This window comes from Agrobacterium sp. YIC 4121, assembly GCF_002008205.1.
In the GTDB taxonomy this organism is placed as follows: domain Bacteria; phylum Pseudomonadota; class Alphaproteobacteria; order Rhizobiales; family Rhizobiaceae; genus Agrobacterium; species Agrobacterium leguminum.
The window spans coordinates 1-25,430 of sequence record NZ_MRDI01000004.1 but is presented as its reverse complement, the minus strand read 5'-3'; the positions used below and the strand labels follow the sequence as shown (position 1 = coordinate 25,430).

The window sequence follows — 25,430 nt, the reverse complement described above, 5'->3', positions numbered from 1 at the left end:
AAAAGGCTTCGGGAAGGAGAGAACCCGAAGCCTTTTGAGCGGAGAATAATCCATGCTGACTGAATTGCAGGATCGTTCCTATTTAGCTGTTTCTTGCGCTTGAGATTTGAGCGACCGAATATAAGCGTCACCCTCATCGAGATAGCGCTGCACCAGCGCCGCTTCTTCTTCATCAGTCAAAACCCGATTTCGGTTTGCCCATGCCCATATGCGTTTCACCCATATTACTACAATGAAGAAAACTGCCATGAATAATATCCATGCGAGTATCGCGCCACCCAAACAAGCAGCCAATATGAGAGCTAATTCTGTCATAGAGTCTTACTCCCTTTCCTTGATCAGTTTCTCCGCTTCAAGGAGCATTGCAGAGGCTTCACTGTTGTACTGAAGAATTTGCTTTCTGGCATTGATTGCCCTAGCGTCATCAAATGGAAGGTTTCCAGAGGTGTCACACAGGTTTCCGGCTGCTTCCGCAGCTTTTTGCGCATGGTTGACCACTGATGAGATTCCAGCGTCACCCACCTTCTCTTTTAGTTTTTTGCACTCATCCCAAATTGCAGCAGCTTGGTCGCGGTTTGCACGGATGAAACGGCTGTGCTGTTCTTGATCCATTATTTTCTCCCTCAGATGTCGATGATTAGATTGAGTTCATCTTGAACCCGCTTCTTCCCCTTAGCGTGCGCAATTGCCGCGTCGATGAAGCCTTTTTCTTTCGCGATACGAATTAGCCAATCACTATGATTGGCTAATTCGTTCCGTAGTTTTTCGCTCTTAACGAGCTTTTCAAATGTAAATTTGGTCATAAAAAATCTTTCAAATAAGTAACCCAATTTCGTTTTGGATTCGGTTTTTATTGCGGGCATGAATGATCGCGGTGTCATAGTATCCTTTCGCCTTAAGTTCAGAGATAAGCCGGTCGTAAAGAAGAAAAAATTCCTCCCGCACGGTTTTGTGTTTAATTATATTTTCGAATGTAAATTCCTTCATTCTGCATATCCGTTTTGGGATATGACTCTGTTTCATAATGTATTTTGGCTGTTGCCTTCACGGTCAAGTCATACGCTGTTTGAGTTATGGGTTGCTTCGTCTGGAATAGCCTTTTGGAGAGCATCCAGTTTGTTTTCGAGGTCATATCCTGCGCCGTACCTCATCGTCATGCCAGCGCTGGAATGCCCCATAATGCTGTTCTTGAGAGTGTCATTGCAGCCAGAGTTTCGCAGCCGATCTGCCATAAGATGGCGGTAGCTGTAAAAGCTCTTGTCCGGGGTGATAGTGCGAATGAGTTTGTTCACCATCGCAGAGAAAGCTTCTGGTCCCGTATCGTGATTGTAGCGAGGGAAGCCTTTCGGATATTTCTTCAGAGCTTTCACCGCCGCTGGAAGTAGCGGGATATCCCGTACACGGCTTTGAGCTTTCGCTTTCTGTCGTAAAGCGTTTGGCTGGATCGAAATGTAAGGGATCGGCGCATCAAGGTAGATGTCATCCGCCGTTAGAAAAGCGATCTCTTTGCACGTTGCGCCGGTCAATTCACCAAGCAGCGCGATGCATTTCAGTTCGTCGTTCGCCTTGCTGCCTTGAATCTTCCTTCGAAGCTGCACGACTTCAGCTTCTGTAAAGGTGTCGCGTTTGCCATCTTGTGTTTTGAATTTAAGACCGTCGAACGGGTTTAGGTGCGCCCGTTCGGGTGCAACCTCTTGCAATGCTTCTTTGACGACGACCTTTAGCCACATGAATTTTTTGTTCGCCGTCGCCGGGGTAATCTTGCCTTCCTTTTTTGTTGCTGCCTTGAACCGCTTTGACAATTTGAGCTTGTAGTCGCGAGCGACCGTTGCAGAGATGTCAAGCACGTCCAAGTCGCCGATTTCTTCGATAAAATTACTGACGGCTTCCCGGTACTTCATCCATTTTTTATCGGATTCTCTCTTATTGCCCGAATGCAACTCGTCGCTATGGAGGTTGATGTACCGCTCCAGCGCTTGGGAAACTGTCATTGCCGGTTTTGTGGCAACCCCGCCAAGAGCAGCTACTTCGGCATGATCGGGAGACTTGATGATGTTCAGCATCTTCAGATGTCCTGCCATCATAGATATTGAATCACGTACCAGCGCCAACTCAACTTCAAAGGCTGGCTGGTACTTGATTCCTAGCCTATCCGAGACTTTTGAAAGCTCATCGAATGACGGTCGTTCAATATCCGCGATATCGGTTTCGCTGAACAGATTTCGATAGTGAGTCATGAGCGCTGCTGCTTTTACAGCAGCTTCATTCTCGGATCGGGTTTTCAGTGAGCGCCAGAACTCCCGCCTCTTGAATTTTCGTCGTTGGGCAATGGGTACGGCGATCCTGAAATAATATACGCCTTTACGATTGAATATGTATTTTACGTCGAGCAGCATTACCATGACCTCCCAATATGAATAAAAAACACCTCCTTCGACAGAACATCGGTGAATTGATTTGTTTTAAAAATATAATTGATTTCCGCACGGGTGAATGAAAGCGAATATATGACGCCTCCACGAATGCGGGTGTCCATACTAATTGCATAATACTTTGATATTGTCAATAGCATCTTGCTTGATATGCTTCTAGGACGCGGAGAGTAACTTTCCGTTTTGGAAACATATTGGGTTTTACGCTTGCTGATACTTCGATAGCACAAGAGACCCCGCTTAGGGACAAGCATAGGGCTGCGCGGAAGCGGGTTTGTAGCAAACCCACCTGAATAATGTAGCAAAATAGGGCTGAAAGCCCATAATGCGTTGATTTTAATAGAAAAAATGGTGTCCACGAGAGGATTCGAACCTCCGACCCCAGGATTCATACCGCTTCGGCTTTCGCCGCCGTCCCGCCATTTGCCGGCAAGACGTTCGTGGTCTGGACTGTCCCTTCACCATGGGCCTTGCGGCCTTTAGGTGCTGCCCATCCAGTCTCTACACCTTCACCGGATTTCTCCGGAGCTTGGCTCGGGATTGGCATGCTGGAAGACCAGCGAAGCTTTCCCCGACTTTGAGCAGATCGATTGCGTCGTTTCCGGGCGCAACCCCCAATTTGACTTAGGAATCCTGTGCTCTATCCTGCTGAGCTACGTGGACACTGAATTGCTCTTTAACCTGACCATGCCTGCGGATCAACCGCGTTCTTCATCGCGGTCGATCTCTTCCTCGGCTTTCTTCGCGTCAGTCGGCAATCAGCTCGTCAGACGCTGTTCGGCCAGTTTCACCCAGTAGGAAATGCCGTAAGCGATGGCCTCGTCGTTGAAATCATAACCGGGATTGTGAAGTCCGGCCGAATCGCCGTTGCCGATGAAGATGAAGCATCCCGGTCGTTCCTTCAGCATGAAGGAGAAATCCTCTCCCGCCATGGAAGGATCGACATCGGGGTCGACATTCGGTTCGCCTGCCACATCTCGCGCCACATGGATGGCGTGGTCGGTCTCGGCGGCGTGGTTGAAGGTCACCGGGCAATAACGCTCATAGACGACTTCCGCTTCCGCGCCGTTGGCAAGGGCAATACCTTCCGCCATTTGCTTGATGCGATCCTGCGCCAGATCGCGCACAGTTTCATCGAGGCTGCGCACCGTGCCGGCGATCAATGCTTCGTTGGGGATGATGTTGTGGCTGGAACCGGCCTGAAAGCGGGTGACGGAGACGACTACCGAGCGGATGGGGTCGGCATTGCGTGAGGCGATCATCTGCAGGTTGCCGACGATCTGCGCGCCGATGGTGATCGGATCGACGGTGCGGTGCGGCTGTGCCGCGTGGCCGCCACGGCCCTTGACGGTGATGGAGAACTTGTCCGGTGCCGCCATGATGCCGCCCTTGCGGATGGCGAAGGCGCCGAGCGGAATGCCCGGCATGTTGTGCATGCCGTAGACCTCGTTAATGCCGAAACGCTCCATCAGGCCGTCCTCGACCATGGCGAGAGCGCCGGCGCCGCCTTCTTCCGCCGGCTGGAAGATGACGGCGATGGAGCCCGCAAAATTGCGGGTCTCGGTGAGATATTTGGCCGCGCCAAGCAGCATGGCCGTGTGTCCGTCATGGCCGCAGGCATGCATGGCGCCCGCGGTTTTGGAGGCCCAGGGCTTGCCGGTTTCCTCTAAAATTGGGAGAGCGTCCATATCCGCACGAAAGCCGATGGTGCGATTGCCCGGAAGATTGCCCCTGATGATCCCGACCACACCCGTGCGGCCGAGACCGGTCACGATTTCGTCAACGCCGAAAGATTTCAGCTTCTCCGCAACGAAGGCCGCGGTGTTGTCGACATCATATAAAATCTCGGGATTTTCATGCAGGTGACGCCGCCATTCGCTGACTTCCTGCTGGAGTTCGGCGGCTCTGTTCAAAATCGGCATTCGTTCATTCCTGGGTTCATCGGTGCGGCGTGTCGTAAAATCCTATCCTCCGTGGTGGATAGTGCGCCGCATAATTGACGTAATCAATGTACTTTGCCATTGCTAGGACATATATGGTGAATATTGCCATTCCCCGACCGAAGACGGGAATTCGAGGACAAGCCTTGCCACAGACTTTTAAATCGCCAAACGCCGCCAGACGGCTTTCCGCAGCCGTTGCCATCATGACCGCAGGCCTCGTTGCCGCAGCACCCGTGGCAAATGCCAATCCGAAAATGGTGGTCGATGTCAAAACCGGCAAGGTGATTTCCCATCAGGAAGCCTTCCGCAAGTGGTATCCCGCTTCGCTCACCAAGCTGATGACCGCCTATATCGCCTTTTCGCAGATGAAGGCCGGCAAGATCAGCCCGCAGACGGAAGTGGTGATGAGCAAGAAGGCCGCCGATCAGCCGGCCTCGAAAATGTATTTCAAGCCCGGCCAGAAGCTGACGATGGACAGCGCCTTGAAGCTGCTGCTCATCAAATCCGCCAATGACATCGCCGTGGCGATTGCCGAGACCATCGGCGGCACCAGCGATAATTTCGTGGCGCAGATGAATGCGCAGGCGCAGCGGCTGGGCATGAGTTCCACCCGTTACATCAACGCCAATGGCCTGCCCGGCAAGGGACAATATACGACCGCCCGGGATCTGGCGCTGCTGGCGCTGATCATCAAGCGCGAGTTTCCGGAATATGCCCATTATTTCTCGCTGGAAGGCGTCAGCACCGGCAAGAAGAACTACGCCAATTTCAACATGCTGGTCGGCCGTTTCGATGGCGCGGATGGCATGAAGACCGGCTTCATCTGTGCCTCCGGCTTCAACCAGGTGTCGTCGGCCGTGCGTAATGGCCGCTCGGTCATCACGGTTGTGCTGGGCGCGGACAGCCTTGCCGGACGCACCGATCAATCGGCCGATCTGTTGCAGATGGGGCTGACGGCGCCTTCGGGCCAAGGCGTTTCGCTCGCCGCGCTGGCGCCCTATGGCGATACTGGCGATGTGAACGATATCAGCGCCGAAATCTGCAACCCGAAGGCTGCCAAGGTGCGCAGCGAAAGCCGCGATGAGGCTGGCCGCATGGTCATCCATTCGCCCTATGTGCAGGAAATGACCCGCCCGCCGGAATATTCCTTCGCCGGTCTCATTCCGGGCAGCGAGACGGTGGCGGTGAATGCCACCAAGGGAGCTGGCAAGGGCGAACTCGCCAACGTGCCGATCCCGATCCCACGCCCGACATTTTGATGATCGATGAATGCCGAGGCCGAGCCTCGCGGTCGCAATGCGGTTTGTGTATTCGCAGGTCGATGATGTTATGATATTACAGTGTCGCTCGCGGCTTCCAGGCGCGGGCGATTTCTTTTAGCTGCAAGCGGCTCCGGGTTTCGTGTCGTCCAGTGATCTGCCGGAGCGGCCATCAACATACAGGCAAGTCATGTCTCGCGATCGCATCCCGGTTTCCATCATCACCGGATTTCTCGGCGCCGGAAAATCGACGCTGCTCAACCGGCTCCTCAAGGATCCGGCGATGAGCGATGCGGCGATCATCATCAATGAATTCGGGGATGTCAGCATCGATCACATGCTGGTCGAAAGTGCTGGTGAGGGCATCATCGAGCTGGCGGAGGGCTGCCTGTGCTGCACGGTGCGCGGCGAGCTGGTGGATACGCTGGCGGAACTGATGGACGGCATCCAGACAGGCAAGTTGAAGCCGGTAAAACGGATAGTGATCGAGACCACGGGCCTTGCCGATCCCGCCCCCGTTATGCAGTCGGTCATGGGCAACCCGGTCATCGCGCAGAATTTCGTGCTGAACGGCATGATTACGGTGGTGGATGCCGTCAACGGCCTTTCCACGCTCGACAATCATCAGGAGGCGGTGAAACAGGCCGCCGTGGCTGACCGTCTGGTGATGACCAAGCGCACGCTTGCGGATGCTGCCACGATTTCCGCGCTGACAGCCCGTCTACAAGCGCTCAATCCGCGCGCGACCATCGAGGATGGCGACAAAACCGAGTGGAGCGCTACGGGGCTTCTCGACAACGGCCTTTACGATGCCGGCAGCAAGAATGCCGATGTCGGCCGCTGGCTGGGCGAAGAGGCGGTACACGATCACCACGATCATGATCACGGTCACGACCATCACCACCATCATGGCGATCACGACGACCACCATCATCATCACGATGTGAATCGGCACGATGCGTCTATCCGTTCCTTCTCGATCATTCACGATCAGCCGGTCAGCCCGATGGCGATCGACATGTTCGTGGATCTGCTGCGCTCGGCACATGGAGAAAAGCTCCTGCGCATGAAGGCCATCGTCAAGTTGTCGGATAATCCGGCCCGGCCGCTGGTGCTGCATGGGGTGCAGAATATTTTCCACACGCCGGAGCGCCTCGCGGCGTGGCCGGACCCGGCTGATCAGCGAACCCGCATGGTGCTGATCACGAAGGATTTGCCGGAGGCTTTCGTGCAGGACCTGTTCGCAGCCTTCACAAGCGCACCGGGCATCGACCGGCCGGACAGGCAGGCGATGACAGATAATCCGCTGGCGGTTTCGGGGTTGCGGTTTTAGATCACGCGACGCCGTTGAAATCAGTGGGTGGGGTTACCCCCCTCTGCCCTGCCGGGCATCTCCCCCTCAAGGGGGGAGATCGACAAGCGGCTTGCTTCGAACATCTTTATCGATGCAGTAGCCCGGAGTGCAGAGCTTGTGAGAAAACGAGCGGTCGCCACAACTGATCTCCCCCCTTGAGGGGGAGATGCCCGGCAGGGCAGAGGGGGGTAAGCCCGGAGCATAAGCGTTGAACCTCGGTTACACGCCCTTCACAATGCGAAACCGATGCCCCTTATCCAGCGCAGTAGTTTCCACCAGCCTATGCCCATCCTCATTGCACATATGCGTAATATCGATCACCGCCAGCGGATCGGTCGTCTCGACGGTCAGAACATCACCCGCCTTCAGGGTTGCGAGTTTCTTGCGGCTTCTCAAAACCGGAAGGGGGCATTTAAGCCCCCTCAAATCATAAACGATCTCGGCCGTGTCGCTCATTCCTTGGCCCAGAACTTCCAGAACGGCTTCTTTTCCGGCGCTTCGGGAGCAGGTGCTGCGGAATAGGCAAGCGGGTTCATGGCCGGAACCGGGATGCTTGGGGCAGCAGCTCCGGTCTGGCCGGCTGCTGCGGGGGTAGCCGAGGCAACCATCGTCGGTGCCGCCGGGGCCGGGTTCGATTGCGGTGCCGTGGCGGGCTGGACAGCCGAAGGCCGTGGGCCGCGCAGGGAAGAAGCGGTTGCGGTCGTGGCCGGAGAGGAGGTGGTCACCTGCTGCGCCTTTTTCTCCATCAGCGCGGCATATTCCGTTTCCTTCATCAGCTTGCCAGCCTTCAGCGCCGAGCCGGTCGGGGCATAGGCGGGCTCGCGGCCCTTGCGCTTTTCGGCGACCAGCGCCTTGCGCTCGGCTTCGCTCGGGTCGTACCAGGCCATGCCGTCATATTTCTTCATCGCCTTTTCATAGGCGAGATCGTAGGTCTTCTCGTAGCTCGAAAGCGCGCTGACGAGCGCCGGCGGTGTGCTCATGGCCGGGCATTGGGCGGACGCATTGAAGCTGCCGCCTTCCGTCTGCTGGTTGAAGACATATTTCTTCTCGCAGACATTCACTTCCGGCGGGCGCTTTGTCACTTCGAAATTGTCGTAACCGACCTTCAGCATCTTCCAGAATTCGAGATGTTCGCTCTGGCGATGGCGGGCCATGTTTTCCGCCGTCATTCGGAACGGGAAGGCCTGCAGCTGCACTGTCTTCTGGCCGCCCTTGAAGGCGTCACGGGCAAAACCGTAAATTTCAAGAATCTGCGCATCCGTCATCGAATAACAGCCGGAGGACGAGCAGGCTCCATGGATCATCAGATTGGTGCCGTTGCGGCCATTGGCGGCATCGTAACGGTTCGGGAAACCGGTATTGATGGCGAGATAATATTTCGAGTTCGGATTGAGATGCGCGGGCGTCAGGTTGTAGAAACCTTCCGGCGCCTGCCGGTCGCCTTCCTTCACCTTCGGGCCGAGTTTGCCGGACCATGCGCAAATCTCGTAGCTGGCAATCTTCTCGAAACGGTTGTCGCGCCTGGCTTTCCAGATTTCCAAGGCACCTTCTTCCTTGAAGATGCGGATCATGATCGGCGAGGTGCGGTCCATGCCCCTTTTGTCGATCTCGGCCAGAATGGCCGGAGACAGCGGGTAATCGACCTTGTTCTTGACGTGGGAGACGTCGCGTTCAACGGTTTCGAGCGTATCGTTACAGCCGGCAAGAACGAGCGCGGTGCAGGCAAGAAGTGCAAAATGTGTCAAACGCATGATCTGATCCGAAAGACGATGGCACGAAGCGGCGGCAGTTCTACACCGTCCCGTGTGTATTTTAAATACGGTATTAACCGTTTACATCTTCTTAACTCAAATCGGATCCGCCCCGCGGCCGCCGATACATCTTTTGATGTGACCGGACTATGGCCGAGTTGGGGCGATATTCAAGGAAAATAAGACCCGAGTCAGATTGTTTCGGCTTTTCTTCGAACCGCCAAAACAATCTGACTCCTTCTTTTGACGCATTTTCCGGACGTAAAACCGCTGCGCACTTTTACTGGAAATGCTCTAGAGGTTCCGGCCGATATCCAGGAACTTCTGGCGGCGTTCAGCGCGCAGCTGTGTGCCGGAACGCTGGGAGAGATCGGTCAGCGCCTTGGCGATGACATCGCCGGTCGCACCGATCACGGTTTCCGGAGCACGGTGTGCGCCGCCGATCGGCTCCGGAATGATTCCGTCGATGACGCCGAGCGATTTCAGATCTTCCGAGGTGATCTTCATGTTGGTCGCGGCTTCCTTGGCGCGGGTCGAATCGCGCCAGAGGATGGAAGCGGCGCCTTCCGGCGAGATCACCGAGTAGATGGCGTGTTCGAGCATGTAGACGCGGTTGCCGGTGGCGATGGCGATTGCGCCGCCCGAGCCGCCTTCGCCGATGACGACGGAGACGATCGGCACCTTCACGTTGAGGCACATTTCCGTCGAGCGGGCGATGGCTTCGGCCTGGCCGCGTTCTTCCGCGCCGACGCCGGGATAGGCGCCTGCGGTATCGATGAGGGTGATCACCGGCAGCGAGAAACGGTCGGCCAGTTCCAGCACGCGGATTGCCTTGCGGTAACCTTCCGGGCGCGGGCTGCCGAAATTATGCTTCAGGCGGCTTTTGGTGTCGTTGCCCTTTTCCTGGCCGATGATGGCGACGGGCTGACCGTTGAAGCGGCCGAGGCCGGCCTGAATGGCGGCGTCTTCGGCAAATTTGCGGTCGCCGGCCAGCGGCGTGAAATCGGTGAACAGCGCCTTGGCGTAATCGACGAAATGCGGACGCTGCGGATGGCGCGCGACCTGCGTTTTCTGCCAGGCGTTGAGCTTGGAATAGATGTCCTGCATCGCGTCGTTGACGCGCGATTCCAGACGGTTGATCTCCTCCGAGGTGTCTATGCTCTCGTCTTCATCGGCAAGCTTCTTCAGCTCGATGATCTTGCCCTCAAGGTCCGAGATAGGTTTTTCGAAGTCGAGATAATTGTGCATGAGATCCGTTTCCGATCGTTTTGCGCAAGGTTTGACCGGATTATCCGGCGGTTCCGGTCGCTCTAATCAAGGTTTTTGCCCTGTTTGGCAAGGGGGTGATGTGTTTGTACCAGCTCTTGCAAGCGTTCTTCCAGCACATGTGTATAGATTTGTGTCGTGGAAATGTCGGAATGGCCGAGCAGTTCCTGCACCGCGCGTAAATCCGCGCCGTTCTGCAGAAGGTGGCTGGCAAAGGCATGGCGCAGCACATGCGGCGATATCGCAGACGGGGCCAGGCCCGCACGGATGGCGATGTCCTTGAGGTCGCGGGCAAAGACCTGGCGGGGCAGGTGGCCTTCCTTGCCGTTGGAAGGAAACAGCCACGGGCTTTCCAGCGTCTCCGGTTTTTTCTGCGAAGCGGCCGCCCTGCTTTTCTCCGATGCGACCGCCTTTCTGGCAGCCTCGTATTTTTCCATCGCCTCGATGGCGGCGCGGGAAAGAAGAACCATGCGGTCCTTGTTGCCCTTGCCGCGTATCATCAGGAAGCGGCCTTCCTGACGCAGCACCTTGACCGGCAGCGAGACAAGCTCACTGACACGCATGCCGGTGGCATAAAGCAGTTCGAGCAGCAGATGCATGCGGATGCGCGCCATCTGGCCGGGACCGGATGTGGCGGCTTCCTGCGCGGCAAGGCTAAGAAGCCGGTTCACATCGGCGACGCTCATCGTTTTCGGTAAGCCGAGACCTTTTCTCGGCGCATCGATGATGCCGGTCGGGTCGTCGCCGCGCAGCCCTTCCGAATAGAGAAAACGATAGAATTGTCGCATGGTGGAAAGACGTCGCGCCTGTGAGGTTGCGGCAAAACCCTGAGCGGAAAGATGGGTCAGATAGGCGGAAAGGTCAGGCGTCTGCGCTTCCGTCAGGGTCTGGCCGCGACGGCCGAGAAATTCGCGCAGGTCAGCAAGGTCGCGCTCATAGGAAGAGAGCGTGTTGGGGGCAGCCCCGCGTTCGGCGCTCATCATTTCCAGAAAACTTTCCAGCCGCGCGCCGTCGCGCCCTCCTGCCGGTCCGCTCATGGGGTGCGCCTTGCCGGTTCGGTAGACGGCGGGTTCAGCCGCTCGGAAGGGATGCGTACCGTCACTTCGCGGTCGCGCGGTTTGACGACCATGACGAGCAGCACCATGCCGCCATAGATCAGCCCCGCGATGGTCGCCAGTATCATCGTGAAGCGGAAGAGGGTGGGCATGGCGGCTCCGTGCAGGTGGCGGTCGAAACGTTTATGCGGTGCGGCGAAAGCGGCGACAAGATCAAAATGCCCGCTCCGCTCCATGCCGCATGCGGCGATGATTGTGATTCACCGCAATTCAGTCAGCAATTTGGCTTGACGCTTCGTAAACATTTGCAGATATCCATGCCAAACGGGCTTTCAAATCTATGAATGAAACGAATTTATCCGTCCCGGCCACACTCGGGGAGCAAGCGCGGGCAAAGCTCGGACGGCGCAACATCGTCTTCGTCGGGCTGATGGGGGCTGGAAAGTCGGCGGTGGGCCGCATGGTAGCCCAGCAGCTCAGGGTTCCGTTCATCGATACGGATGTCGAAATCGAGCGCGTTTCGCGCATGACGATATCGGAACTTTTCGCCACCTATGGCGAAGAAGAATTCCGGGCGCTGGAAACGCGGGTCATCAAGCGGCTGCTTCGAGGCGGCCCCAAGGTCATCTCCACCGGCGGCGGCGCCTTCATCAACGACAATACCCGCCGGCACATCACGCGCGGCGGCATTTCATTGTGGCTGAAGGCCGATCTCGAGGTGTTGTGGGAGAGGGTCAACAAGCGCGACCACCGCCCGCTTCTCAAGACCGAAAACCCCAAAGCCACGCTGGCGGCCCTGATGGAGAAGCGCTATCCGATCTATGCGGAAGCGGATCTGACCATCGAATCCCGCGATGTCCGCAAGGAAATCATCGTGACAGAAGTGCTGGCCGCCATAGCCGGCATCGAACAGAAAGACTGATCCCCATGACGCCTTCCGAAATCCACGCCGATGAACGTCTCGTGCATGTGCCGCTCGGCGAGCGCGCCTATGACATTCTGATCGGGCCGGGCCTCATCGGCCGTGCGGGCGGCGAAATTTCGGCGCGGCTGAAGGGCCGGCGCGCGGCCATCATAACCGATGAACATGTCGCGCCGCTCTATCTCGAAGGCCTGATGGACGGGCTGCAGACGGATGGCATCGAAGCGGTTTCGCTGACTCTGCCTGCCGGCGAAAAGACCAAGAGCTTCGAGCATCTGGTCACCGTCTGCGATGCGGTTCTGGCAGCAAGAGTAGAGCGTAACGATGCGGTGATCGCGCTTGGTGGGGGCGTGATCGGCGATCTCGCGGGTTTCGCAGCCGGCATCGTGCGCCGTGGCGTGCGCTTCGTGCAGATACCGACCTCGCTTCTGGCGCAGGTCGATTCCTCTGTCGGCGGGAAGACGGGCATCAACAGCCGCCATGGCAAGAACCTCGTGGGCGTGTTCCACCAGCCCGATCTGGTGCTGGCGGATACGGCCGTGCTCGATACGCTGAGCCCGCGGGAATTCCGCGCCGGTTATGCCGAAGTGGTGAAGTACGGGCTGATCGACAAGCCGGATTTCTTCTTCTGGCTGGAAAAGAACTGGGATGAAATCCGCACCGGCGGCCCCGCCCGCATTCAGGCGATTGCGACGAGCTGCCAGGCGAAAGCCGATGTGGTGGTGGCCGACGAGAAAGAAAACGGCGTGCGCGCCCTTCTGAACCTCGGCCATACATTCGGCCATGCGCTGGAGGCGGCGACCAATTACGACAGCAAGCGGCTGGTGCATGGCGAAGGCGTCGCCATCGGCATGGTGCTGGCGCACCAGTTCTCCGCCCGCCTCAACCTCGCAAGCCCGGACGATGCCGCCCGCGTCGAAGCGCATCTGAAGGCCGTCGGCCTGCCAACGACGATGAAGGATATCCCCGGCGAGTTGCCGCCGGTGGAAACGCTGATGGCGGCAATCGCGCAGGACAAGAAGGTCAAGGGCGGCAAGCTCACCTTCATCCTCACCCACGGCATCGGCCAGTCCTTCGTGGCCGATGATGTTGCGGCGTCCGAGGTGCAGTCCTTCCTGTCGGAAAAACATCCGGGGTGAGATGTTGAGCGATACGGTGAGGGCGCCACCTCATCGCCTCGCTTCACTCCGGCACTTCTCCCCGGCGGGGAGAAGAACAAGCCATGATGGCAATGCCATACGAGACAGCGTTGGTTCAGCTTAGATTGAGGTCAGAGCTTTGAGCACGGTGCTGCCGCCCTGTTTCTTCTCCCCGCCGGGGAGAAGGTGGCCCGCAGGGCCGGATGAGAGGGCTTGCTCGAGGTTTAAAACCGCACCGCTTCCCCCGGCGCCGCCGCCTCAATCGCCAGTGCATGCAGGCCGGCATCGAGTTCCGGCTTCAAAAGCGCGTTGATCGCCCGGTGGCGCTCGACGCGAGACTTGCCGGAAAAGCTTTCCGACACTATCTGAACACGCATATGCGTCTCGCCCGTGCCTGTGATATCCGGCTGGTGGCCGGCATGCATCAGGCTTTCATCGACGACCCTCAGGCGCTCCGGAGAAAAGCTTTCCCGAAGCTTCGTTTCTATGCGTTCTCGCAGGGACATGCGACGGGCTCCATTCTCGTTGGCTGGTCTTGAAGGGGGCTACCTAAAAGCCAGCAACATTCCGCTTTGTCAATTCTTGTTGTGCGGCTTTTCGCACCCCATAATCAGGGCATCATGAAACTGGATTCGAAATATTTCGATCGCATCCGCACGCGCCGGAAAAGGGAGAGGGAACCTGAGGTTCAGGCCCCGACCTGCCAGTGGGACGGATGCGACAAGCCGGGTATTCACCGGGCACCCGTCGGCCGCAATGCCGAGGGGCAATTCTTCCTGTTCTGTTTTGAGCATGTGAAGGAATACAACAAGGGCTATAATTATTTTTCCGGCCTGTCCGACAGCGAGATCGCCCGTTACCAGAAGGAAGCGATCACCGGCCATCGCCCGACCTGGACGGTGGGCGTCAACAAGACGGCGCGCGACAGCCCGCTGCATTCCACGCTGCGTTCCGGCACGGCAAGCGGGAACGCCCGTATCCGCGATCCTTTCGGCTTTGCCGGCGGTTTTGCGGGCGGCGCAAGGGCAGGCGGCACCCGCATGCAGCAGGACCGCAAATTGAAGACGCTGGAGGCAAAAGCCTTCGATACGCTCGGTCTTTCTTCCACCGCAAAGCAGGAAGACATAAAAAGGCGCTACAAGGAGCTTGTCAAAAAGCACCATCCTGATGCTAATGGTGGCGATCGTGGTTCGGAAGAGCGTTTTCGGGCTGTTGTTCAAGCATATCAATTGTTAAAGCAGTCAGGTTTCTGCTAAGCCAACTTATGTGTTTACCGCCTGATTGATGATGTGGCCGGGTGGCTGCCGCCCGCCTTGGAGACGTGATGAGCAAAATCGACCTTGATATTTCCAACCTGCCCGACACGACGGTGTCCGTGCGGGAGGTTTTCGGCATTGATACGGATCTGCGGGTTCCCGCCTATTCCCAGGGCGACGCCTATGTGCCTGACCTCGATCCCGACTATCTTTTCGATCGCGACACGACGCTTGCGATCCTTGCCGGTTTTGCTCACAACCGACGTGTCATGGTATCCGGTTTCCACGGCACGGGTAAATCCACCCATATCGAGCAGGTGGCTGCCCGCCTGAACTGGCCCTGCGTGCGCGTCAACCTCGACAGCCATGTCAGCCGTATCGACCTCGTCGGCAAGGACGCCATCGTCCTGAAGGACGGCAAGCAGGTCACCGAATTCAAGGACGGCATTCTGCCCTGGGCCTACCAGCACAATGTGGCGCTCGTCTTCGACGAATATGATGCCGGCCGCCCGGATGTCATGTTCGTCATCCAGCGCGTGCTGGAATCCTCCGGCCGCCTGACCCTGCTCGACCAGAGCCGCGTCATCCGTCCTCACCCGGCCTTCCGCATTTTCGCAACCGCCAACACCATCGGCCTTGGCGATACGACCGGCCTTTACCACGGCACGCAGCAGATCAACCAGGCGCAGATGGACCGCTGGTCCATCGTCACCACGCTGAACTACCTGCCGCATGAGCAGGAAGTGAACATCATCGCCGCCAAGGTGAAGAGCTTCGACAATCCGAAGGGCCGTGAAACCGTCTCCAAGATGGTGCGCGTGGCCGATCTCACCCGTTCGGCTTTCATCAATGGCGATCTTTCCACGGTCATGAGCCCGCGTACCGTCATCACCTGGGCGGAAAATGCGGAAATCTTCGGCGATCTCGCCTTTGCCTTCCGCGTAACCTTCCTCAACAAGTGTGACGAGCTGGAGCGCACGCTGGTGGCTGAGCAATATCAGCGGGCTTTCGGCGTCGAGCTGAAGGAAAGCGCTGCGAACATCGTTCTCAGCGCCTGATAGTCCCCGGCTTGTCCGGGGAAGATCACCGATGACTTGAAGACGCCGGTGGCGCGCGCGATCTTCCAATCGCGTGCCGCAGGCGCCGACAAATGACAGGAAAGACAATGGCAGGGCGCGGCGACAATTCCAGAGCAAAACCGGGTACGGCGGTCGATACGGAGCCGTTGCGTCAGGCGATTGCCGGATGCGTGCGATCCGTCGCCGGCGATGCCGAAGTCGAGGTCGTTTTCGCCAATGAGCGGCCGGGTCTCGCCGGCGAGCGCATGCGCCTGCCGGAAATTTCCAAGAAGCCGACTGCGCAGGAAATTGCGATTACCCGTGGTCTCGGTGATTCCATGGCGCTGCGTCTTGCCTGCCATGATGCCGATACCCACGCCGTGATGTCGCCGCAGGGCGCCGAAGCGCGGCTGATCTTCGATGCTGTCGAACAGGCGCGCGTGGAATCCATCGGCGCGCTGCGCATGCCGGGCATGGCCTCCAACATCCATGCCATGAACACGGAAAAATACGCCAAGGCCAATTTCGCCGGCATCAACAACAAGGACGATGCGCCGCTTGCCGAAGCCGTTGCGCTGCTGGTGCGCGAGAAGCTGACGGGTGAGAAACCGCCGGAAAGCGCCGGCAAGGTTGTCGATCTGTGGCGCGATTTCATCGAGGACAAGGCGGCCGGCGACCTCAAGGATCTCTCCAGCGTCATCACCGACCAGAAGGCGTTTTCGCGGCTGGTGCGCAAGATGCTGACCTCCATGCAGATGGCGGAAGATTTCGGCGACGAGGATAACGAGCCAGAGAGCCAGGAAGCGGAATCCAACGAGGATCAGCCGCGCACCAACGAGACCGAAGAAGAGCAGGTCGAGGAAGAGGCCGGCTCGGACGCGACGCCTGCCGATGAAAACGAGGCCTCGCAGGAGGAAATGGAAGAAGGCGAGATGGACGGCGCCGAGATGTCGGACGAGGAAATGTCCGACGATCTCGACGAGGATTCCGAAACGCCCGGCGAGACCCGCCGTCCCAACAGCCCCTTCGACGATTTCAACGAGAAGGTCGATTACCGCATCTTCACCCAGGAATTCGACGAGGAAATTCACGCCGAGGAACTGTGCGACGAGGCCGAGCTTGATCGTCTGCGCGCGTTTCTCGACAAGCAGCTCGCCCATCTTCAGGGCGCCGTCGGGCGCTTAGCGAACCGCCTGCAGCGCCGCCTGATGGCGCAGCAGAACCGTTCCTGGGACTTCGATCTGGAAGAGGGCTATCTCGATCCGGCCCGTCTTGTCAGGCTCATCATCGATCCCATGCAGCCGCTTTCCTTCAAGAAGGAGCGCGACACCAAGTTCCGCGATACTGTGGTTTCGCTCGTCATCGACAATTCCGGTTCGATGCGCGGCCGTCCCATTACCGTGGCTGCCACCTGCGCCGATATTCTGGCGCGCACGCTGGAGCGCTCGGGCGTGAAGGTGGAGATTCTGGGCTTCACCACCAAGGCCTGGAAGGGCGGGCAATCGCGCGAACAGTGGCTTGCCAATGGCAAGCCGGCGTCGCCCGGCCGTCTCAACGATCTGCGCCACATCATCTACAAGTCGGCGGACGCTCCGTGGCGGCGTTCGCGGCGCAATCTCGGCCTGATGATGCGCGAGGGCCTGCTGAAGGAAAATATCGACGGCGAAGCGCTGATGTGGGCGCATAATCGCCTGATCGGCCGCCCCGAGCAGCGCAAGATCATGATGATGATCTCGGATGGTGCGCCGGTGGACGATTCGACCCTGTCGGTCAATCCGGGCAATTATCTGGAGCGGCACCTGCGCGCCGTGATCGAGCAGATCGAAACGCGCTCGCCGGTGGAACTGCTGGCTATCGGTATCGGCCACGACGTGACGCGCTATTATCGCCGCGCCGTGACCATCGTAGATGCGGACGAGCTGGCCGGCGCGATGACCGAGCAGCTTGCGGCGCTCTTCGAGGATACGAGCGGCGCTTCCGGTTCGTCCCGCAGGGTTCGCCGTGCGGGATAAGCGGGGCCGGGCTTCTTCCGCCTGCAAAACGCTTGCGATGGCCGCCATTCTGGCGGCCGCATCGTTGTGTCCGGTTTCCATCGGCGCTTCCACCATCGATGTGCCGGTGAGCGTGCGTTTGCTCTCCTCTTTCGAAGTCGGCACCAGCGAAAAACGTTTCGGCAAGCTGGAATTTATCAATGGCATGGTGATGAGCGCGCCGGAAAAGCTGTTCGGGGCGATATCCTCCATCCGTTTCCGTCCCAATGGGGAGGATTTCGTTGCGGTGCTCGATACCGGCCATTGGCTGACCGGCAGGGTCTTGCGTGACGCTCGCGGTGCTTTGTCCTGGCTTGCCGATGTCCGCATCACCCCCATGCTGGACATGAGCGGGCGCGAACCGCCGCGCAAGATGGAGATGGATGCGGAAGGGCTGGCGCTGCGCGACGGCAAGGTTTTCGTCAGTTACGAGCAGCGCCACAGGATCGATATCTATCCCGATCCGGGCTTCGCCACCGCAAAGCCGCTAGACCGCCTACCATATCTCATCCCCAGCAACGAGTTGCGCCATAATGGCGGCCTGGAGGCTCTCGCGGTATCGCCCGCCGATTCGCCGCTCGCCGGCGCTCTGGTCGTGGTGGCTGAAAAAAGTATCGACACGGACGGCAATCTTCTCGCCGCCATACTGGAAGGTCCGCGCAAGGGCACATTCGCCGTTACGCATCATCCGTCATTCGACGTGACGGACGGCGCATTCCTGCCCAATGGCGACCTGCTGCTTCTTGAGCGCCGCTTCAATTTCGCCGAAGGCGTGGGCATGCGCATCCGTCGCATCCGTGGGGCCGATATCCGGCCGGGTGCTGTGGTGGATGGCGAAATTCTCATGGAAGCCGGCATGGCCTACCAGATCGACAATATGGAAGGCATGGATGTGGTAAAGGGGCCGGACGGCTCGACGCGCCTCATCATCGTTTCCGATGACAATCACTCGTTCCTCCAGCGCAACCTGATGCTGGAATTCAAGCTGGTGGAATAAAATCAGGCCTGCTGCTGCTGTGCCGCCTTGTAGGCTGCCATCAGGTCCTCGACGGGAATGCCGTCGATCTTCATGCCGGTCATCCGGCATGACGTTATCTGCGCACCGGACAGGTTGGAGTTGCTGAGTTTCAGACCGGAAAAATTGACGTCATCGATCGACCAGCCGGACATGTTGTTATCCGTGAACGACGCGCCTGACAAATTGATATTGTTGAAGCTCGCCCCGGAAAGATTGACATTGTCGAAGACCGTGCCGGATAGATTGACGTCGTTGAAGGTTGAGCCTGAAAGCGTGGCGCTGGCGGCCTCCACGATGTCTATAACGTCCTTTATCTGCATGTCGACCTGCCTCCGCGCTGTGCCACGGACGACAGACTGCAATGCTGGCGGCTGGCTTGCAAGCGCGATTTGATCCGCGCTTGCCTGGCCTCAAACGCGGCCCGTTTTGACGGCGCCCGGCATCGGCTTCAGCGTGTTCATCAGAGCGCCGTAAGGCAACAACATGATGAGGCCGACGAGAACCTTCACCGAGAGATCACCCAGCGCCCAGGAAATCCAACGGGGCGCTTCCACGGCGAAGACACCGAGAATGGGAGCGTTTTCGATGGCGAAGGCATCGTTGGGGCCGACGAAGGAGAAGCTTGCGGCAAAGGCGATGGAGAAGAACAGTGCGGTATCCAGCACCGATCCCAGCATGGAGCCGGCAAGCGGCGCGTGCCACCAGCGCTGGCGGCGCAGGCGGTTGAAAACGGAAATATCCAGCAGCTGGCCGATCAGATAGGCGGTGCCGGAAGCGACCGCGATGCGCGGAATGGATGTCCAGAAGGACAGCGTGACCCCGACGACGAAGCCGGCAAGCACGACGCGGCGCGCGATGGAGGGGCCGAACTGGCGGTTGGTCAGGTCCGTGACGAGGAAGGCGATCGGATAGGTGAAGGCGCCCCAGGTCAGAAGGTCGCCGAGATTGACGCCGAACAACGAGCCGGAAAGCGGGTATTGCACCAGAATATTGGAAGCGACGACGACGAGCGTCATCAGCAGAACATAGATGAGCGTATAGCGCAGATAGGGCATTTTTTTATCCTGGGTGATGCCACCAGTTGGAGCCAAGCATCGGAGGAAAACGTCTCAAACGGTTTTCGCAAAACCCGATGCAACTAAAATCTGGAACAAACAAAAGGCTTGAGCGGCAAAGCCATTCAAGCCTTCTGAATTCAGATGATGTCGAAACCGCTATTAAGCAGCTTCGGCCGTCTTCTTGGCGATCTGGCGGCGGAGGAGACGAGCGCGCATGCTCAGTTCGTTTTCGCCGGACTTCAGAAGGAAGGCATCGAGGCCGCCACGGTGTTCAACGGAGCGCAGAGCGGCTGCGGAAACACGCAGGCGGAAACGCTGGCCGAGAGCATCGGAGATCAACGTGACCTGGCAGAGGTTCGGAAGGAACCGGCGCTTGGTCTTGTTGTTGGCGTGGCTGACGTTGTTGCCCGTCTGGACGCCCTTGCCGGTCAATTCGCATACACGGGACATGGGTACACCTATTTCGTTTCGTCTGTTTCACCACTGGCTCGCCACCGGCAAAACCGGGGTGGCAATCCAACTGGCCATGATTGGAAAGTTGCGGTTCTATAGTCAGACGAGACTTAACAGTCAAGCCGCTCGCGATCAAATGAAAGGAAATTCCGGCGTTTTCAACCGGCATCCGCTTTTTTATTGCCACAAGTCAGCGTATATGATCGCCCGATAAGGCCGCTTCCGCGCCTCTTTTAAGGTGATATCGAAATGATTGCCAGAGGAAAAAGCATTTTCGTGGCCGCGACAATGGCGTTAACGGGCGTCTCCCCCTCGCTCGCCGCCGAAGCGCGCCACACAAGCGAATACAGCATCAATCTCGGCATTTTGCCGATTGCCAAAGCGAGTTTCTCGACTCGCATGGACGGACCGAATTATTCGATTTCCGGCTCCTTCAGCGCCGCCGGCCTTGCCAGCATCCTCAAGGATATTTCCGGCAAGACGACCGTTTCCGGCGCCAAGCGCGGCCACCGGCTGCAGGCCAACGAATATTCGCTGGTCTATAAGGACGGCAAGCGGGTGCGCACCTATGACGTCGTCTATCGCAACGGCAACGTCACATCGACGACGGTGAAGCCTGAGCCGAAAGCCCGGCCGGACAACTGGGTGGACGTGAAGGACCGCGACCTGCGCTCGGTTCTCGATCCGATCTCCGGCCTCATCATTCCCGCGGGCGGCCGCATCTGCCCGACTCGCCTGCCGATCTATGACGGCGAATCGAGACTCGATCTGGTTTTGAGCTCCAGCGGCACCAAGCCGTTCAAGACCAACGGCTTTAATGGCGACGCCATCGTCTGCAAGGCGCGGTATGTGCCGAAGTCGGGCTATCGGCAGGGGCGCAAGGACATCGAATATTTGAAATCCATCTCCATGGAGATCTGGTTCGCCAAGTCGAACAACATGGATGTCTATGCGCCTGTTTATGCGATCATTCCGACCCGGGTGGGGCAGGTTTACATCACCGCCACGAAATACGGTGGCTGAGGCAATTACGGCGCATCGCCCGGCGACCAGCCGGGCTCTGCCATAACGAAGCTCGAAAAGGCAAAGCCCGGCGAGACGGTGCAGCCGACGAGCGTGAAGTCCCCGAGGCTTTCGGCCGATTGCCAGCAATTGGCGGGAACGATGACCTGCGGGCGCTCGCCTTCAAGAATGGCGGGGCCGAGCGTGAAGGTCTGCACTTCCCGGCCGTCCTGCGAAAGATGCAATGCGATGGGCGCGCCGGCATAATAGTGCCAGACCTCCACCGCATCGGTGACCCGGTGCCAGTGCGAGCGGTCGCCCTTTTCCAGAAGATAATAGATCGCCGTCGAATGGCCGCGCTCACCGCCCGCCTTATCGCGGAACGTCTGGTGGTAAAAACCGCCCTCGGGATGCGGCTCCAGCCCCAGTTCGCGAATGATCGCCTGCGCCGATATATCCGTTCCCATCAGAAATTGTCCTTGCGTGTGCGGATTTCCGCGAAAACATCGGCATCGGTGGCGCTTTCAAGGCCAAGATATTTTCGAATACCGGCATCGGCCACCCGCATATAGGGATTGGTCTGTTTTTCGAGCCCGATGGTGGTGGGAATGGTGAATTCATTCGCCTGCCGCGCCTTCTCGACGTGGGCCGCGCGCTCACTCAGCACAGCATTCTCCGGGTCGACGGTGAGGGCAAAACGGGCGTTCGTCAGCGTATATTCATGGCCGAAATAAACCTTGGTCTCATCCGGCAGCGCCATGAGTTTCTGAAAGGAATGCCACATATCCGCCGCCGGACGTTCGAACAGGCGGCCGCAACCCATCGCAAACAGCGTATCGGCGGCAAACAGCAGCCCGTCATCGGGCAGATAATAACAGATATGTCCCGCCGTATGGCCGGGCGTGCCGATGACCTGTACGCGGCGGCCGGCGAATTCGAATTCGTCGCCATCGGCCTGCGAACGGTCGAGGCCGGGTATCGCAACCGCTTCGTCGTAGGGGCCGTGAATTTCGCAGCGGAACTTGTCTTTCAGGGCCAGATTGGCTTCCACATGGTCCTGATGGTGGTGGGTGGTGAAGATATGGGTGAGCTTCCAGCCGTGGCCGTCGAGCGCCTGCAGGATAGGTCCTTCTTCCGGTGCGTCTATGGTGGCTGTCGCGCCGCTTTCGGGATCGTGCAGGAGAACCCCGAAATTGTCGCTGCGGCAAAGAAAGACGTCTATTTCCAAAGGTTTCATCTTATCCTCTCCATTTGCCGGCCAAAACCGGCGCATCGCCCGCCTGACCTTCTATGTAAGGGCAGACGCCTTGAAGTCCAACCGCCTGATGCTACATTCTCGCCCATGAATACCGATATCGTCGATCTGCGCGAATTCTATCACTCTCCGCTTGGCCGCTCGGCCGAGCAGGCGATCACCATGGCGCTTTCGACGCTATGGCCGCCTTTGCCGGAAGAGCGGCTGGTCGGGCTCGGCTATGCCGTGCCGTTTCTGGAGCGGTTTCGTCGCGATACGGAGCGCACCTTCGCCTTCATGCCGGCGGGGCAGGGGGCGGTGAACTGGCCGGCGGGCGAACTGTCTTCCACGGCGCTGGTTTTCGATGAGGAATTGCCGCTGCCTGATGCGTCGATAGACCGGGTCTTGATGGTGCATGCGCTGGAATTTGCCGAAAATCCGCGTGAAAGCCTGAAGGAACTGTGGCGGGTGTTGGCGCCCGGCGGCCGTCTGGTGATCGTGGTGCCGAACCGGCGCGGCGTCTGGGCGCGCATGGAGCACACGCCCTTCGGTTCCGGAAGGCCCTATTCGCGCGGACAGCTGACGGCGCTTTTGCGCGAAACCAATTTCACGCCGGGCGCCACCGCCGAGGCGCTGTTCTTCCCGCCCACCACCAGCCGGCCGATACTGAAATTCCGCCGTTATCTTGAACATACCGGCCGCCGGCTGTGGCCGCTTTTTTCCGGTGTCATCGTGGTGGAAGCCCAGAAGCGTCTCTATCAGGGATTGCCCGTCACCCAGCGCGCCTCGCGTCGCGTTTTTGTGCCCGTGCTGGCCCCGCAGGGGGTGCCCACCACCCGCACTGCCGCAGGCCAAGGAAAGCCGCGCTGACCCTCGACAAAGCGCCCATTCCGGTCTAATGCCTCCGGCATTGCTTTTGCCGGGTTCTCCGGCGCTTTTCCAAAGGTCGATCAAATGAGTGCAGAGCTTAGCCAACCTGTTCCGCGTCCGGGTATTCTGGATATCGCCGCTTATGTTCCGGGCAAGGAACATGTGGACGGCGTCGCGAAGGTTTATAAGCTCTCCTCCAACGAAACGCCGCTTGGGCCGAGCCCGAAGGCGATAGAGGCTTTCGGCACGGCTGCCAGCCATCTGGAAATCTATCCGGACGGTCAGGCGATCGCGCTGCGCCAGGCGATTGCCGACGTGCATGGTCTCAACATCGCGAATATCATGTGCGGCAACGGTTCGGACGAGCTTCTCGGCCTGCTTTGCCACGTTTATCTGGGCGCCGGCGATGAGGCGATCATCACCGAACACGGTTTCCTCGTTTACAAGATCCAGATCATGGGCGCGGGCGCGACTCCGGTGACGGTGAAGGAAAAGGATTGCGCGGTGGATGTGGATGCGATCCTCGCCGCCGTGACGCCGAAGACCAAGATGGTTTTCGTCGCCAATCCGGGCAATCCCACTGGCACCTATGTTCCCGTCGCGGAAATCCGCCGCCTGCAGGCCGGCCTGCCGAAACATGTCGTGCTGGTGCTGGATGCGGCCTATGCCGAATATGTTCGCAAGAACGACTATGAGGCCGGGCTGGAGCTGGTTTCCGGCAACCGCAACGTGGTGATGACGCGAACCTTCTCCAAGGTATACGGCCTTGCCGCCCTGCGCGTCGGCTGGATGTACGGCCCTGCCGCTGTCATCGATGCGCTGAACCGCGTGCGCGGCCCGTTCAACATGAGCGCGCCGGCCATCGCGGCGGGTGCTGCGGCCATCCGCGATCAGGCCTTCGTAGAGAAGGCCGTGGCGCACAACACGCTATGGATGGAAAAGCTGGTCACGACCTTTACCGGCCTCGGCCTCACCGTCACGCCATCGGTCACCAATTTCATCCTCATCCATTTCCCGGATCAGGACGGCAAGCGTGCGGCGGATGCGGACGAGTTCCTGAGCCGCCGCGGTTACATTCTGCGTGCGGTACGTGGTTACGGTTTCCCGAATGCGCTGAGAATGACCGTCGGTTCGGAGGAGGCCAATCTCGGCGTCATCGCGGCCCTCACCGAGTTCATGGGGCAGGCGTGATGGCTGAGATCATGTTTGAACGCATCGCGCTGATCGGCATCGGCCTGATTGGCTCGTCGATTGCCCGCGATGTCAAAGAGCTGGGTCTTGCCCGCCATGTGACGATTTCCACCCGCAGCGAAGACACGCTGAAACGGGCGGAAGAACTGGCGCTTGGCACGGATTACACCGTTTCGGCGGCGGAGGCGGTAAAGGATGCCGATCTCGTCATCGTCTCGGTGCCGGTCGGTGCTTCCGAGAGCGTTGCGCAGCAGATCGCGCCACATCTGAAGCCGGGCGCCATCGTTACCGATGTCGGCTCCACCAAGGCTTCGGTCATCGCACAGATGGCGCCGCATATGCCTGACAATGTGCATTTCATTCCCGGCCATCCGCTGGCGGGTACGGAAAAATCCGGCCCGGATGCCGGTTTTGCCGGTCTCTTCCGCGACCGCTGGTGCATCTTCACGCCACTGCCGGGCACGGATGCGGAGGCTCTGGAAAGGCTGAAGGATTTCTGGCGGGCGCTCGGCTCCCGCGTGGATGAGATGGATGCCGAACACCACGACAAGGTTCTGGCGATCGTGTCGCATCTGCCGCATATCATCGCTTACAATATCGTCGGCACGGCGGATGATCTGGAGACGGTGACCGAATCGGAAGTCATCAAATATTCCGCCTCCGGTTTCCGTGACTTCACCCGTCTCGCCGCCTCCGATCCCACCATGTGGCGCGATGTCTGCCTGCATAACAAGGATGCGATCCTTGAAATGCTGGCGCGGTTTTCCGAAGACTTGGCGTCCCTGCAAAGGGCGATCCGCTGGGGGGAGGGCGACAAGCTGTTCGAACTGTTTTCCCGCACCCGCGCCATCCGCCGTTCTATCGTGCAGGCGGGCCAGGATGTCGACGCACCGGACTTCGGCCGTCACGCGCTGGACCAGAAGAAATAAATCGCCGCTGGCGACAGTCATGGCCGGATTTGATCCGGCCATCAGGCCGCTGGCAAAGTGTCAGAGCTTTGCTTTCGTTATCCTTGGGCTTGTCCCAAGGATCTAAACACATCGACACAAACAACCGGATGCAGATCCTCGGGACAAGCCCACTGCTGTCCGGTTTAAATTTGGTGGACATGGCGCACGGTGTTGATTCTACTCGTATTC

28 protein-coding genes are annotated in these 25,430 nt (G+C 58.6%); 12 read left to right on the top strand and 16 right to left on the bottom strand.

Going from position 1 to position 25,430, the window contains the following annotated elements; genetic code table 11:
• Positions 1-78: 78 nt before the first annotated feature.
• The 5 genes from BTE54_RS07445 to BTE54_RS07425 form a co-directional block, all read right to left on the bottom strand.
• Positions 79-315, bottom strand: coding sequence for a hypothetical protein (locus BTE54_RS07445; protein ID WP_078051986.1), 237 nt, complete (start codon positions 313-315; stop codon positions 79-81).
• Positions 316-321: 6 nt separating this feature from the next.
• Positions 322-612 (bottom strand): hypothetical protein, encoded by a 291-nt coding sequence (locus BTE54_RS07440; RefSeq protein ID WP_078051985.1) that lies wholly within the window; start codon positions 610-612, stop codon positions 322-324.
• An 11-nt stretch (positions 613-623) separates the two neighbouring features.
• On the bottom strand, positions 624-803 hold the full coding sequence (locus BTE54_RS07435) for a hypothetical protein (RefSeq protein ID WP_078051984.1): 180 nt from the start codon (positions 801-803) through the stop codon (positions 624-626).
• Positions 804-1,055: 252 nt separating this feature from the next.
• Entirely contained in the window at positions 1,056-2,396 is a 1,341-nt protein-coding gene (locus tag BTE54_RS07430) for a DUF6538 domain-containing protein (RefSeq protein WP_158080263.1), read from the bottom strand.
• A 794-nt stretch (positions 2,397-3,190) separates the two neighbouring features.
• Positions 3,191-4,354 (bottom strand): M20 aminoacylase family protein, encoded by a 1,164-nt coding sequence (locus tag BTE54_RS07425; protein WP_078051982.1) that lies wholly within the window; start codon positions 4,352-4,354, stop codon positions 3,191-3,193.
• Between the two features lie 224 nt (positions 4,355-4,578).
• On the opposite strand from BTE54_RS07425, the gene BTE54_RS07420 reads away from it, so the two are divergent.
• Positions 4,579-5,634 carry a D-alanyl-D-alanine carboxypeptidase family protein gene (locus BTE54_RS07420; protein ID WP_161988025.1) on the top strand — a complete coding sequence of 352 codons (1,056 nt, stop codon included), beginning with the start codon at positions 4,579-4,581 and terminating at the stop codon, positions 5,632-5,634.
• A 190-nt stretch (positions 5,635-5,824) separates the two neighbouring features.
• Positions 5,825-6,967 carry a GTP-binding protein gene (locus tag BTE54_RS07415; protein ID WP_078051980.1) on the top strand — a complete coding sequence of 381 codons (1,143 nt, stop codon included), beginning with the start codon at positions 5,825-5,827 and terminating at the stop codon, positions 6,965-6,967.
• A 240-nt stretch (positions 6,968-7,207) separates the two neighbouring features.
• Here the strand turns inward: BTE54_RS07415 and BTE54_RS07410 are convergent, their stop codons facing one another.
• From BTE54_RS07410 to BTE54_RS07390, 5 genes are all read right to left on the bottom strand, one after another.
• A complete protein-coding gene (locus BTE54_RS07410; protein ID WP_065656312.1) occupies positions 7,208-7,444 on the bottom strand; it encodes a sulfurtransferase TusA family protein in 237 nt (78 codons plus the stop codon).
• The gene (locus BTE54_RS07405) at positions 7,441-8,739 is read right to left on the bottom strand and encodes a murein L,D-transpeptidase family protein (protein ID WP_121490434.1); all 1,299 of its coding nucleotides are present in this window, start codon (positions 8,737-8,739) and stop codon (positions 7,441-7,443) included. The genes BTE54_RS07410 and BTE54_RS07405 overlap by 4 nt, the downstream gene beginning before the upstream one ends.
• A gap of 294 nt (positions 8,740-9,033) precedes the next feature.
• On the bottom strand, positions 9,034-9,987 hold the full coding sequence (locus BTE54_RS07400; protein ID WP_078051979.1) for an acetyl-CoA carboxylase carboxyltransferase subunit alpha: 954 nt from the start codon (positions 9,985-9,987) through the stop codon (positions 9,034-9,036).
• A gap of 62 nt (positions 9,988-10,049) precedes the next feature.
• Positions 10,050-11,042, bottom strand: coding sequence for a site-specific tyrosine recombinase XerD (locus BTE54_RS07395; protein ID WP_078051978.1), 993 nt, complete (start codon positions 11,040-11,042; stop codon positions 10,050-10,052).
• Positions 11,039-11,212, bottom strand: a complete 174-nt coding sequence (locus BTE54_RS07390) for a hypothetical protein (protein ID WP_035239639.1) — start codon at positions 11,210-11,212, stop codon at positions 11,039-11,041. The genes BTE54_RS07395 and BTE54_RS07390 overlap by 4 nt, the downstream gene beginning before the upstream one ends.
• Positions 11,213-11,400: 188 nt before the next feature.
• On the opposite strand from BTE54_RS07390, the gene BTE54_RS07380 reads away from it, so the two are divergent.
• Positions 11,401-11,982, top strand: coding sequence for a shikimate kinase (locus BTE54_RS07380; protein WP_035262338.1), 582 nt, complete (start codon positions 11,401-11,403; stop codon positions 11,980-11,982).
• Positions 11,983-11,987: 5 nt separating this feature from the next.
• Positions 11,988-13,121 (top strand): 3-dehydroquinate synthase, encoded by a 1,134-nt coding sequence (gene aroB, locus BTE54_RS07375; protein ID WP_078051976.1) that lies wholly within the window; start codon positions 11,988-11,990, stop codon positions 13,119-13,121.
• Between the two features lie 224 nt (positions 13,122-13,345).
• On the opposite strand, the gene BTE54_RS07370 is transcribed toward aroB, so the two are convergent.
• Entirely contained in the window at positions 13,346-13,627 is a 282-nt protein-coding gene (locus BTE54_RS07370; protein WP_078051975.1) for a BolA family protein, read from the bottom strand.
• 114 nt (positions 13,628-13,741) lie between these two features.
• Here BTE54_RS07370 and BTE54_RS07365 point away from each other — a divergent pair, with 114 nt between their 5' ends.
• The 4 genes from BTE54_RS07365 to BTE54_RS07350 all read left to right on the top strand — a co-directional run bounded on the left by BTE54_RS07365 (position 13,742) and on the right by BTE54_RS07350 (position 18,462).
• Positions 13,742-14,377, top strand: coding sequence for a J domain-containing protein (locus BTE54_RS07365; protein WP_059755848.1), 636 nt, complete (start codon positions 13,742-13,744; stop codon positions 14,375-14,377).
• 68 nt (positions 14,378-14,445) lie between these two features.
• Complete coding sequence (cobS, locus tag BTE54_RS07360) at positions 14,446-15,435, top strand: cobaltochelatase subunit CobS (RefSeq protein ID WP_004445672.1); 990 nt, start codon at positions 14,446-14,448, stop codon at positions 15,433-15,435.
• 107 nt (positions 15,436-15,542) lie between these two features.
• Positions 15,543-17,447 carry a cobaltochelatase subunit CobT gene (gene cobT / locus BTE54_RS07355; RefSeq protein ID WP_078051974.1) on the top strand — a complete coding sequence of 635 codons (1,905 nt, stop codon included), beginning with the start codon at positions 15,543-15,545 and terminating at the stop codon, positions 17,445-17,447.
• A gap of 37 nt (positions 17,448-17,484) precedes the next feature.
• Positions 17,485-18,462, top strand: coding sequence for an esterase-like activity of phytase family protein (locus BTE54_RS07350; protein WP_198939109.1), 978 nt, complete (start codon positions 17,485-17,487; stop codon positions 18,460-18,462).
• 2 nt (positions 18,463-18,464) lie between these two features.
• Here the strand turns inward: BTE54_RS07350 and BTE54_RS07345 are convergent, their stop codons facing one another.
• The 3 genes from BTE54_RS07345 to rpmB form a co-directional block, all read right to left on the bottom strand.
• Entirely contained in the window at positions 18,465-18,803 is a 339-nt protein-coding gene (locus BTE54_RS07345; protein WP_026364030.1) for a pentapeptide repeat-containing protein, read from the bottom strand.
• Between the two features lie 90 nt (positions 18,804-18,893).
• On the bottom strand, positions 18,894-19,538 hold the full coding sequence (locus BTE54_RS07340; protein ID WP_059755523.1) for a queuosine precursor transporter: 645 nt from the start codon (positions 19,536-19,538) through the stop codon (positions 18,894-18,896).
• Positions 19,539-19,700: 162 nt separating this feature from the next.
• Positions 19,701-19,991, bottom strand: a complete 291-nt coding sequence (gene rpmB, locus BTE54_RS07335) for a 50S ribosomal protein L28 (RefSeq protein WP_003509888.1) — start codon at positions 19,989-19,991, stop codon at positions 19,701-19,703.
• A gap of 252 nt (positions 19,992-20,243) precedes the next feature.
• On the opposite strand from rpmB, the gene BTE54_RS07330 reads away from it, so the two are divergent.
• The gene (locus BTE54_RS07330; protein WP_078051972.1) at positions 20,244-21,017 is read left to right on the top strand and encodes a DUF3108 domain-containing protein; all 774 of its coding nucleotides are present in this window, start codon (positions 20,244-20,246) and stop codon (positions 21,015-21,017) included.
• 5 nt (positions 21,018-21,022) lie between these two features.
• On the opposite strand, the gene BTE54_RS07325 is transcribed toward BTE54_RS07330, so the two are convergent.
• Together BTE54_RS07325 and gloB are read right to left on the bottom strand one after the other, a co-directional pair.
• The gene (locus BTE54_RS07325) at positions 21,023-21,463 is read right to left on the bottom strand and encodes a cupin domain-containing protein (protein WP_162691912.1); all 441 of its coding nucleotides are present in this window, start codon (positions 21,461-21,463) and stop codon (positions 21,023-21,025) included.
• The gene (gloB, locus tag BTE54_RS07320; protein ID WP_078051971.1) at positions 21,463-22,233 is read right to left on the bottom strand and encodes a hydroxyacylglutathione hydrolase; all 771 of its coding nucleotides are present in this window, start codon (positions 22,231-22,233) and stop codon (positions 21,463-21,465) included. The genes BTE54_RS07325 and gloB overlap by 1 nt, the downstream gene beginning before the upstream one ends.
• A gap of 105 nt (positions 22,234-22,338) precedes the next feature.
• On the opposite strand from gloB, the gene BTE54_RS07315 reads away from it, so the two are divergent.
• The 3 genes from BTE54_RS07315 to BTE54_RS07305 all read left to right on the top strand — a co-directional run bounded on the left by BTE54_RS07315 (position 22,339) and on the right by BTE54_RS07305 (position 25,220).
• Positions 22,339-23,100: a class I SAM-dependent methyltransferase gene (locus BTE54_RS07315; RefSeq protein ID WP_078051970.1), complete on the top strand. Its 762-nt coding sequence runs from the start codon at positions 22,339-22,341 to the stop codon at positions 23,098-23,100.
• An 84-nt stretch (positions 23,101-23,184) separates the two neighbouring features.
• The gene (gene hisC / locus BTE54_RS07310; protein ID WP_078051969.1) at positions 23,185-24,291 is read left to right on the top strand and encodes a histidinol-phosphate transaminase; all 1,107 of its coding nucleotides are present in this window, start codon (positions 23,185-23,187) and stop codon (positions 24,289-24,291) included.
• Complete coding sequence (locus BTE54_RS07305; protein WP_078051968.1) at positions 24,291-25,220, top strand: prephenate/arogenate dehydrogenase family protein; 930 nt, start codon at positions 24,291-24,293, stop codon at positions 25,218-25,220. The genes hisC and BTE54_RS07305 overlap by 1 nt, the downstream gene beginning before the upstream one ends.
• Positions 25,221-25,430: the final 210 nt, after the last annotated feature.